The sequence below is a fragment of the uncultured Brachyspira sp. genome (assembly GCF_949287625.1).
Taxonomy (GTDB): domain Bacteria; phylum Spirochaetota; class Brachyspiria; order Brachyspirales; family Brachyspiraceae; genus Brachyspira.
Genome location: NZ_CASEGO010000121.1, coordinates 1 through 10,392 on the forward strand (window position 1 = coordinate 1; position 10,392 = coordinate 10,392).

Annotated in this window: 10 protein-coding genes; 4 read left to right on the forward strand and 6 right to left on the reverse strand. The window is 27.6% G+C overall.

What is annotated here, in order from left to right; genetic code table 11:
• The coding region (locus Q1X91_RS13815; RefSeq protein WP_300758828.1) for a methyl-accepting chemotaxis protein at window positions 1–1,335 on the reverse strand (1,335 nt) is incomplete at its 3' end.
• A gap of 231 nt (window positions 1,336–1,566) precedes the next feature.
• On the opposite strand from Q1X91_RS13815, the gene Q1X91_RS13820 reads away from it, so the two are divergent.
• The gene (locus Q1X91_RS13820; protein ID WP_300758831.1) at window positions 1,567–1,983 is read left to right on the forward strand and encodes a single-stranded DNA-binding protein; all 417 of its coding nucleotides are present in this window, start codon (window positions 1,567–1,569) and stop codon (window positions 1,981–1,983) included.
• Here the strand turns inward: Q1X91_RS13820 and tmk are convergent.
• The 4 genes from tmk to Q1X91_RS13840 all read right to left on the reverse strand — a co-directional run bounded on the left by tmk (window position 1,952) and on the right by Q1X91_RS13840 (window position 6,004).
• Window positions 1,952–2,563 carry a dTMP kinase gene (gene tmk / locus Q1X91_RS13825; protein ID WP_300758834.1) on the reverse strand — a complete coding sequence of 204 codons (612 nt, stop codon included), beginning with the start codon at window positions 2,561–2,563 and terminating at the stop codon, window positions 1,952–1,954. The genes Q1X91_RS13820 and tmk overlap by 32 nt on opposite strands.
• 88 nt (window positions 2,564–2,651) lie before the next feature.
• Entirely contained in the window at window positions 2,652–3,800 is a 1,149-nt protein-coding gene (gene mraY, locus Q1X91_RS13830) for a phospho-N-acetylmuramoyl-pentapeptide-transferase (RefSeq protein ID WP_300758837.1), read from the reverse strand.
• Between the two features lie 508 nt (window positions 3,801–4,308).
• Window positions 4,309–4,725, reverse strand: coding sequence for a secondary thiamine-phosphate synthase enzyme YjbQ (locus Q1X91_RS13835; RefSeq protein ID WP_020005282.1), 417 nt, complete (start codon window positions 4,723–4,725; stop codon window positions 4,309–4,311).
• Between the two features lie 28 nt (window positions 4,726–4,753).
• Window positions 4,754–6,004 carry a succinylglutamate desuccinylase/aspartoacylase family protein gene (locus Q1X91_RS13840; RefSeq protein ID WP_300758841.1) on the reverse strand — a complete coding sequence of 417 codons (1,251 nt, stop codon included), beginning with the start codon at window positions 6,002–6,004 and terminating at the stop codon, window positions 4,754–4,756.
• A 357-nt stretch (window positions 6,005–6,361) separates the two neighbouring features.
• Here Q1X91_RS13840 and Q1X91_RS13845 point away from each other — a divergent pair, with 357 nt between their 5' ends.
• The 3 genes from Q1X91_RS13845 (at window position 6,362) to Q1X91_RS13855 (ending at window position 9,529) form a co-directional block, all read left to right on the forward strand.
• The gene (locus Q1X91_RS13845) at window positions 6,362–6,742 is read left to right on the forward strand and encodes a PepSY-like domain-containing protein (protein ID WP_300758842.1); all 381 of its coding nucleotides are present in this window, start codon (window positions 6,362–6,364) and stop codon (window positions 6,740–6,742) included.
• A gap of 300 nt (window positions 6,743–7,042) precedes the next feature.
• The gene (locus Q1X91_RS13850; protein WP_300758844.1) at window positions 7,043–7,891 is read left to right on the forward strand and encodes a hypothetical protein; all 849 of its coding nucleotides are present in this window, start codon (window positions 7,043–7,045) and stop codon (window positions 7,889–7,891) included.
• A gap of 780 nt (window positions 7,892–8,671) precedes the next feature.
• Window positions 8,672–9,529: a flagellin gene (locus tag Q1X91_RS13855; protein ID WP_300758847.1), complete on the forward strand. Its 858-nt coding sequence runs from the start codon at window positions 8,672–8,674 to the stop codon at window positions 9,527–9,529.
• Between the two features lie 389 nt (window positions 9,530–9,918).
• Here the strand turns inward: Q1X91_RS13855 and Q1X91_RS13860 are convergent, their stop codons facing one another.
• Entirely contained in the window at window positions 9,919–10,344 is a 426-nt protein-coding gene (locus Q1X91_RS13860) for a PD-(D/E)XK nuclease family transposase (RefSeq protein WP_366945520.1), read from the reverse strand.
• Between the last annotated feature and the right edge of the window lie 48 nt (window positions 10,345–10,392).

Genomic DNA, 10,392 nt, shown 5'->3' on the forward strand with positions numbered 1-10,392 from the left:
TATACTTTTAGTAGTTTCTTCTATTATTATACCTGCATTTTTTATAGAATCCATAGACTCTTTCATCATATTATTGCCTTCTACAGAATGCGAAGTTGACGATTTTATTGTGGAAGCCATCTCTTCCATAGAAGAAGCCGTCTCTTCAAGACTTGCTGCCTGAGACTCAGTTCTTTTAGATAAATCAGCATTACCATTAGCAAGTTCCTGTGCTGCATATGTAATCTTTTCTGAAGAAGCATTTACCTGAGAAATAATTTCTGTTAATTTTTTACGCATATTTCTAAACGAATCAAACAATATACCAAACTCATCTTTTCTTTTATGTTCATTAGATGCGTAAGTTAAATTGCCCGATTCTATTTCTTTAGCCTCTTTTATAATACTTTCCAAATGCCCCATAAGTCTCTTTATAAATAGATACAGAAAGATTGTTAATAATACAATAGCAGCTAATGCAACTATAGAACTAATTAGTATTAATTGTTTATTTGCTGCATATATTTCACTGTCATACATACTCATAGAAATAACCCAATCCATAGTTTTCATTTTATAGTATGAACCTGTTCTATTTTCATTTGAATATGTATATGATAATTTTCCATTCTCTAAATTGCTGCTGAATGCTCCTTGATAAGCCTGAACAGCTGTACCTCCTATTTGATCATATAAGGTATCCATTACATCTATTAATCTTGAATCTACAGCAAATATTCTTCCGCTTTCGCCAAGTACTATATCAGCAAAGTAAGTATCATATATAAATTTCCAGTCTATAATAACAAAAGCGTATCCTATCAATTTTCCGTCATAATCTTTTATACCGCCTCCCATAGCTATAGAATGGACACCTGTATCTTTAGATTCTACTAAATCATCATCATATGTGAATGCACCATTATTTGACTGTAATTTTTTCCATAAAGTAGGTCTTCTTTCAGCCATATTTCCAGTTGTGTTTCCAACCGCATCCATAATAACATTGCCATTTAAATCTGAAATAACAGTATTTATAGAATAATCATTGGCTGTATTTACCTGTTTTAAGGTATTTAAAAGATTCCTTAAAGAAACATCATTTCTATTTATTATAGAATCGATAACAGCTGGCATTACTGAATAAGTTTCTGCAAGAGAAAGCTGATTTATCAGTATAGAATCAAATAATTTAGCATAGGCTTGTACGGTGTTGTCAAAACCCTCAAATCTGCTTTTGCTTATTCCGATATTGGCAAAATTTACTGCTATTAAAAGAATAATCACTATAAGTGCTACTGATATTATTGATATGATAGCAGGTATTTTGAAAGATAAACTATGTACTCTCTTCATAATAGGCTCCCATATATAATAAAACTAATATTATTACACAAATTATACTTAAATTTTCACATTCTGTCAAAAATAAATTTACATTTTGGGAAAATAAATATAATTAAACTATATAATAGCACCATATTTTTTACAATAATCACAAAAAAATTATAAATATTAGGCTTATTTTATAAAAAAAATTTGTTTAACTAATAGCATAATCATTAATAATTTTAAGGAGTTTAAATTATGGCTGGAAATACAAATATAGTAATAGTAGAAGGAAGATTAACTAAAGATCCGATATATATGAAAACAAAAACAGGAAAATCTTTATGCAAATTTAGTATAGCAAATAATAAATATTATTATAGTAATGGAAGTTTTCAAAAAGAAGTATATTATTTTGATTTAGTTGCTTGGGGATATAATGCGGATAAAGCTGCTGTAAATTTGTTTAAAGGAAAGCATGTAATAATTAACGGAGAATTAAGACAAAATATATACACAGCTAAAGATGGAAGCAAAAGAAACAGTTTTTATATATTGGTTTCAGAAATAAATAATCTCGATAGAAAAGCAGTAGGAAATACTGAGTATATAAAAACAGCAAATAATCAAAGAGTATCCGACTTTATTGAAGAGAATCTTGAGGAAGTATTTTAGAGTCTCTTATAATTTGCATAAGTTCATTTTTTAAAGACTCTTCATCTTTATCAGCATTTATATGGTATATATTTGGGGCATTAAAAGAAGAAAATATTTCATCAACTTTCTGAAGATAGTTTTCATTTTCAAATCTATCAACAAATCCCCTCTTTTCCATAATCCTATTTAAAGCAGTTTCTATAGGCAAATGAAATATAAATACCAAATCAGGCTCTATTATAAAGTCCTTATGCAGATTATAAATATATTCTCTGTCAATACCTTTTGCACCTTGATACGCTATAGAAGAATACATATATCTATCCAATATGATAATATACCCATCATTAATTGCAGGTTTTATCATATGCTGAATATGCTCTTTTCTGTCGGCTATAAATAGGGATAATTCTTCTTCTGGTTTTAAATCTTTAGAAAGCATACTTTCTCTAAGTTTAGAACCAAAATATGCATGAGTAGGTTCAAAAGTATATATAGATTTGATTCCCTTGCTGTTTAATTCATTTGTGAGAAGCATTCCATGAGTAGATTTCCCCGAACCGTCTATACCTTCTAATACTATTAGTTTTCCATTCATATTTTTCCTCATAATATTTAAAACATTACCCCATATTATTAAATATAACAATTATTTAAACAATTAATAAAAAATTATATTACAAAAATCATCTTATTTTTAAAGTTGCTATACCAATAATTGCAGCTATTATACCTATAATGTAGAATCTAAATACAACCTGAGTTTCTTTCCAGCCCGATTTCTCAAAATGGTGATGCAAAGGAGCCATTTTAAATATTCTCTTTTTGAATAATTTATATGAAAATACCTGTAAAACAACACTTAATGCTTCTGCCACATAAACTGCACCTATAATAAGAAGAAGCAGCTCATGTTTTATGAATAAAGCAATGATTCCCAAAACTCCGCCTAGAGATAAACTTCCTACATCTCCCATAAAAACCTGAGCAGGGTGAGCATTAAACCATAAAAATCCTAAACCAGCACCTATTAAAGCACCTACAAAAACAGTAACCTCTCCTGCATCTGCTATAAAAGGTATTTTTAAATATGTTGCTACAAGAGAGTTTCCAGAAACATATGAAAGTACTGCTAATGCCATAGACATTATAATTAAAAGCCCTATAGCAAGCCCGTCAAGTCCATCTGTTAAATTTACAGCATTACTCATACTCACAACTACAAATGTGGCAAATGGTATATATAAAAGCTTCAAATCTATATAAAGAGTACTAGCAAATGGAATAAATATAGTAGAAGAAGGTACTTGTGCTACCTTTACTGCTTCTAATACACCTATACCCTGATTAAGTTCAAATGTCATTAAGAATGTTGATTTATCAAAATAATATAAATAAACTCCTATTATAATGCCTACAAAGGTTTGAAAAAATATTTTATATTTACCTGGGAGACCTTTTGAGTTTTTATATTTAATCTTTAGAAAATCATCTAAAAAACCTGCAACAGCAAGTATAAAGAGTGAAAATGAAAGAAGAATTATTTTTAAATTATCAAGCTTTCCCCATAACAGTATGCTAATTAAAATACTTCCCACTATAAATATTCCGCCCATAGTAGGAGTGCCTGTTTTTACCAGATGTGTTTCAGGACCATCATCTCTTACCACCTGTCCGAAATGAAGTTTTCTTAATTTTTCTATTATATTTGGAGCAAAAAAAAGAACTAATATTAATGCCGTTGCAACTGCTCCTGCTGTTCTAAAAGTAATATATCTAAATAGATTAAAACCAAAAAATGATTCTCTTAATGGATAAAAAATTTCGTATAACATGACTATTAACAACCTTTACATAATAAAAAAAAGTTAAACATTAACTCTATACTATTATATATAAATTGTTTTGTCAATTAAAAAATATTATGTTAATTAGTGTTTTTATAACTTTATAACATAGATTATACCTGAACAAATATGATTTATCAATTTTGAGTTATTGATAAATCATATTATAAGTTATAAATAGCATAAAGTATTATTAGTTGTTAATAAAATAAGTTTTAAATGTAAAATAAATAATTTATTTTTTATAATAATATGTAATCAGCCGCATACCCTTACCACAGGCAGACTTCGTCGGCACGCAGAGCGTGCGGGCTGTGCCTGCTTCTCGCCGCAGGCGGACTTCGTATGCGGCACACCTGCCTACGGCACGGACGCGTCACAAAAGAAGTATGGGTGTTGCGTAGCACACAGCGTAGGGGGGCTAGTACCACAAATACTAAAATTTAAAAATTTATTTTTTGACAAACTATAGTTGTTTATTTATGATAATAAATAATCATTCGCCTATTATTTTTATTAATACCCTTTTTAATCTTTTACCGTCATATTCACCATAAAAAATTTGCTCCCAAGTTCCAAAATCTAGTTTTCCGTCTGTAACAGCTACAACAACCTCTCTTCCCATTAATTGTCTTTTCATGTGAGCATCAGCATTATCTTCGTATCCATTATGTTTATATTGACTATGAGGTTTTTCAGGAGCTAATTTTTCAAGCCAAACTTCAAAATCATTATGAAGTCCGCTTTCATCATCGTTAATAAATACGCTTGCTGTTATATTCATAGCATTGCATAAAATTAGTCCTTCTTTTATACCGCTTTCATCTAAACATTTCTGTACTTCTGGTGTTATATTAATGTATCCTCTTCTTTTTGGGTAATTTATTTCTAATACTTTTCTGTAAGATTTCATCATTTTTCTCCTAAATTAAAAATTCAAATTATTCCATACCGTATATTTTTAAGAATTCGCTTAATATAGTATGCATAATTATTCTTTTTTTATCATAATCCAAATTTCTAGTTAATTCTATTCCGAAAGATTCTATATTTTTTTTAGCAGCATAATATGTTATAGTAGTAGGCATAGGATAATACATTTGTCTGAATTTAAATTTCATAGGCTCTATTCTTGAATTAATATTATTAAGTACGCTTACAACTTTATCATCTAATTTTCTAGTATCATATATAATAGAATCTCCGAAAAACTCTTTAAATCCGTTTCCCTCATGAAGAGTAAGCACCACATCTATATCATATTCATCAAGCATTTTCATGTATTCTTTAGCTAATTTATCAGTATCAGTTCTGCTTACTTTTTTGTCAAAGAATCTGTTATTAATATCCTGTCCTTCTATTGCTCTAGTATTTTTTCTATATGCTTCAGGTACAGCAATAGGTACTATAGTAAGACTTCCCTTTTTTATAGGCATATTAATTCTTTCCATAGCAACATCTGTTCCCACTCTTTCACTTCCATGCGGAACTATCAAAAATATATTAGGTCCTTTTTCTGGGTGAACTACTCTATATATTGTGTTTTCGTTTTTTGTTCCTTCCATTATTTTGAAATTATATCTGTCTATATCTTCATTAAGATGGCTTGCCACTTCCATTTCTAATTGTCTTGATACACTTTCTATTAACGATTTCTCATTCTCTGTTGTTCTGTATGGTCCGTCAAGAATAGGTATTATAGAAGTTTTATGATTAGGCTCTAAAAAATAGCTTACGCCTAAAGATGATGAAGGAGTTATTTTTACGGCATTATTATATGTTATTACGGATATTTTATCATCATATGCTACAACAGCAAATGATTTTCCTTTAAAGTCATATCCTCTTTCATCTTTTGTTATAGTCATCTGAATATCATCATTATGTTTGCTTTTTATATACATATATCCGGAATGCAAAGTAAAATTGTTGCTTTCGTATGTTAGTTTTGAACTCGGCATTAGTATAATAGATTTCTCTCCATTATCCATTACTAAATATGATTCCTCTTTTGTAGATATCGAAAAATAATCATCTGGAAAACTTTTTTTAACATCTATATCAGCATGCTCTTCATTAACTATTACAGATGCTTCTCCCTGTCTTGATATTACTTTGAAAGTATTAGCAAATAATAAATTGCTTAATGTTATCATAAAAGAGTATATTAGTATGTATTTAATAATTTTCATAGTAAAAGCCGTTATATTTAAAGTATCGTTTTAATTATCGAATTAATAGAAAAATGCTTTAAATAAAAAAGTTTTGTAAAAAAATATGATTATATATTCTATAAATATCAAAAATATGCCTATTTAGGATATTTTAATTATGTAAATATCAAAAAACAAAGGTTTTTAACAACTTTTCTTTACGTTATTTTTACAAACATACTGAAAATATGTAGTATATGTATTAAATATATTTATTTTATAGTATATTTGTAAATATTTTGTAAAATAATTGTAAAATAATATTGCAAAAAATAGTCGTTCTGCTATAATAATAAATGTAAAGAGATTTTACAATAACCTGTTAAGGAGATACAAATGACTAATAATTTAAGACTTTTTATAAAAATAACACCTAGCAAACTTCCAGAGAATATAAGAAATTTTATAGCTGTTAATTACAGTAAAGCAAAAATAGTTTATATTGATAAAATTAAAGATGAATACGAAATAAAATTGAGTAATGGAATATATATTAACTTTGATAAAAACGGTTCTTGGAATTATATAAGCAGTGATGATAAATTATCTGAAAATATACTTCCTCAAAATATAGCACATAAAGTAAAAAATATAATGAAAAAATATAAAAATGCTTATGTATTTGAAATTAATAAAAGAATAGAGTTTTACAGAATAAGATTAACTAATTCATTAGAATTACGCATAAGACATAATGGCGAAATACTGCTTGCATAATTTTATTATTGTATCTCTTTAAGTTTTTTATTATAAAGGCCTGATTTCTGTAAAAGGATTCAGGCTTTTTTATCATCAAATAAAATATAAAATAATTATTAAAAAATTACATTCTATTTATAAAACTATGTAAAAAATATATATAGATATATTAAAATTATTATCATTTTTTATAAAAGATAAATAATTGTAAAATATAATTGCCTAATAATGTATTTTATTAAATAATCATGATAGATGATATTTATTTAATATGATAGTATTCTTTTTATATTAAAATTGTAAGAGGAATAAAATATTATGATAAAAAAAACAATTTATATTTTGTCATTCATATTTTTATTAATGACAATAAGCTGCAGCAAAAAAAACAATAATGTAACTAATCCTATTTTTGAGGATACCAAATACACTGTTAAAGGTATTGACAGTAAATATAATGCTGTTTGGAAATTTTTTAATGCTGATGAAACAGGCAACAGTTCTGTTGATGTTGTTATAAGTGATGGAGGAATAAGCGGTTTAATAGTTTCAAATAAAAATGAAAAAGCTGATTTTTCTAAAGATTATATTTTCAGTACAGAAAAAGAAGATGAAAATATATATTACAGCAGATATTTTGGATATATAGTTAGTAAAGGAGATTGGGTAGGGGAGCTTCAATTTCCTACATATGATGATGAAACTGTTGGATATGTATATATAAAAAATAAAAATACTTCAGATACTATTGTAGGAATACTCGATAAAGCACCTGGTGTTAAAGAAGGTATAGATAAGTGGTATTTTGGGACTAGAAGTTATACTGATAATGGAGTAAAAAAAACAGTAGATATACAAGAAAATTTTGTTACGTACTCTGAAAACGGAAAAGTTAAATTAAAAATTCCTTCTAAATTTTTTGATTTATCTAAAGGAGACGGATTTTACGGATATACTATAATTCAGGGGCTTTTATATGAGGGTGTTGATATAAATGTTTATAATAAAGAAAATGCAAGCATATTACCTAATGTTTATTTTCAGTATATTGATTATAATTATAAACTTGACATAAATTTAAGATCTGACGGAGTACCTATATCAGCAAAATACATTAAAAAAGATACTGTAATATCTTCAGGTGATGTTCAGTATGTTAAAGAATAAATATAATAATTGATAAAATATATAATGATTGTGCAGGCTCTTAAACAGAGTCTGCTTTTTTTATTGTGAGAATAATATTAAATATTTTAACGCAACTTTTTATTAAAATATTATTTTCCATTAAAAAAATTATCTTTTTGCATAAAGTTTTTATATAAAAAAATAATAGACTTGTTTCAAAACTAAATTTATTAATACTTAGTTTTTTTATTTAGTATTTTTTTAGTTATAGTTGGGGCTTTGCCCCAAACCCCACTTCTTGTAGTTTTAAAATTAAATAATTTTCATAATTAACTTTGTCAAGTAGTTTTGAAACAAGTCTAATATCTATAGCTAAATTAACTTGAATTTTCAATATTTATAATGATTTTTGATATAATTAAAAATAAAATTTATTAAAAATATAGATTTTAAGAAGTTTTTTATACAAAAAATGTATAAAACGCAGTATATGATATTAATTTTAAAATTTTTTAAGAAAAAAAAGAAAAAAATGCTAAACCAAATTAAACTTTATGCCGAGAAGGTCGAAAATTATTGTATAGCAAAATGAGAGTTCAAGTATTTGGCGGTCTCGAACTCCCTGTTTGCTTAGTTGATACCATATAATTTGATAAGAATATAATTATTGGCGTGATTATATTCTTATATAGGATTTAATGGTATTTTTGGCAACTTTATATAGTCATTAAGGATTGTCGGAATACCTTAAATTCTCTTTAATATTTTTTGCCAATTAGGCACGGATGCCTTTTTGAATAAATATCATGGAGGATGACGATGATCATCAATAACAACATTAGTGCTATAAATGCACAACGTACTTTAAAATTCAGAAACGTAGATCTTTCTAAAGACATGGCTGCTCTTTCTTCTGGAATGAGAATCAACAGAGCTGGAGATGATGCTTCAGGACTTGCTGTATCTGAAAAAATGCGTACTCAAATCCGCGGTTTACGTCAAGCTGAAAGAAACACTCAAGACGGTATATCTTTCATTCAAACTACTGAAGGATACCTTCAAGAAAGCCAAGACATTTTGCAAAGAATACGTGAATTGTCTGTACAATCTGCTAACGGTATTTATACTGATGCTGACAGAATGCTTATTCAAGTTGAAGTTTCTCAATTAGTTGATGAAGTTAACCGTATTGCTAGCCAAGCTCAATTCAATACTCTTAACATGTTAACTGGAAGATTTGCTAACCCTAATGAAGGCGGAGCTCCTGTTGCTTCTATGTGGTTTCATATGGGTGCAAACATGGACGAAAGAAGAAGAGTTTATATAGGAACTATGACTGCTGCTGCTTTAGGTTTACAAACTGCTGAAGGTACTGGTATATCTATTTCTTCTATAGACAAAGCTAACAGTGCTATAGGTTTAGTTGATGAAGCTTTAATGAAAGTTTCTAAACAAAGATCTAACTTAGGTGCTTATCAAAACAGATTAGAGCTTACTGCTCAAGGCTTAATGATAGCTTATGAAAACACTGCAGCTTCTGAAAGCAGAATCAGAGATACTGATATGGCTGAAACTTCTGTTAAATTTGCTAAAGACCAAATCTTAAGTCAGGCTAATTTAGCTATGTTGGCTCAAGCTAATACTATGAACCAAGGTGCTTTACGTTTGATTCAATAATTAATTAAAGTACGTTTTATAGCAAGCTAATTTAAAAATAGCTGGTCTCATTAATTTTAATGGGACTGGCTATTTTTTATTTTTAAAGTATTAAATTTAAATAACGCTTTGGGCGGGTGCTCTTAAAGAAATATAGGCTTATAGATTTAATCAAAACTGATTAAAAAATAAAGCTTTTAAATCTGAAAGGGCGGGGATTTAAATAAAATTTTTATATTTTTTATTATAGTTTCTCTATATCTTCCATACTTAATCCTGTTAATTCACTGATAAGGCTTATAGCCATATTTTTATTTTTCATATTTTTAGCCATTGATATTTGCGTTTCTTTAATACCTTCTTTAATACCTTCTTTAATACCTTCTTTAATACCTTCCTCTCTGCCCTTTTTAATTCCTTCTTCTATTCCTAGTCTTCTCTCTTCCTTCTTCTATTCCTAGTCTTCTCTCTTCGCTTAAAGCTAATATATCAAAATAATTCTTTTCATATTCTGAATAATTTTCAAATAAATCTTTAGTGTTTACAAATTTGTTATATTCATCATAAACTTCTTTCATTATAGGATTTTTTTTCACTAATATTTCCATAACTTCCTCCATTTTTGTTTGTTTTTCTTTTAGTGTTAAGAAATAAAACCAAGCGTATAACTCATCTTTAAGACTAGAATTACTAGCTAAATATTTAGGCAGCTCAAGAAAATGCATCTCAAAGTGATTAGTTAATATATGATTGGTTTCAAGCTCTTTTATCACATAGCAGCTATGCTCTTTATCAATTCCTTTTAACAAATTAAAGTCTAAAATATTAATAACTATAACCTGTTTTAAATCATTATATTTTTCATTGTTTCTTAAATTAGCAAC

What these genes read in the sequence shown, in the direction of transcription:
- Q1X91_RS13820 (WP_300758831.1), top strand. Translation starts at nt 1,567, where the DNA reads ATGGCTGGAAATACAAATATAGTAATAGTAGAAGGAAGATTAACTAAA.
- tmk (WP_300758834.1), bottom strand. Translation starts at nt 2,563, where the DNA reads ATGAATGGAAAACTAATAGTATTAGAAGGTATAGACGGTTCGGGGAAA.
- mraY (WP_300758837.1), bottom strand. Translation starts at nt 3,800, where the DNA reads ATGTTATACGAAATTTTTTATCCATTAAGAGAATCATTTTTTGGTTTT.
- Q1X91_RS13835 (WP_020005282.1), bottom strand. Translation starts at nt 4,725, where the DNA reads ATGAAATCTTACAGAAAAGTATTAGAAATAAATTACCCAAAAAGAAGA.
- Q1X91_RS13840 (WP_300758841.1), bottom strand. Translation starts at nt 6,004, where the DNA reads ATGAAAATTATTAAATACATACTAATATACTCTTTTATGATAACATTA.
- Q1X91_RS13845 (WP_300758842.1), top strand. Translation starts at nt 6,362, where the DNA reads ATGACTAATAATTTAAGACTTTTTATAAAAATAACACCTAGCAAACTT.
- Q1X91_RS13850 (WP_300758844.1), top strand. Translation starts at nt 7,043, where the DNA reads ATGATAAAAAAAACAATTTATATTTTGTCATTCATATTTTTATTAATG.
- Q1X91_RS13855 (WP_300758847.1), top strand. Translation starts at nt 8,672, where the DNA reads ATGATCATCAATAACAACATTAGTGCTATAAATGCACAACGTACTTTA.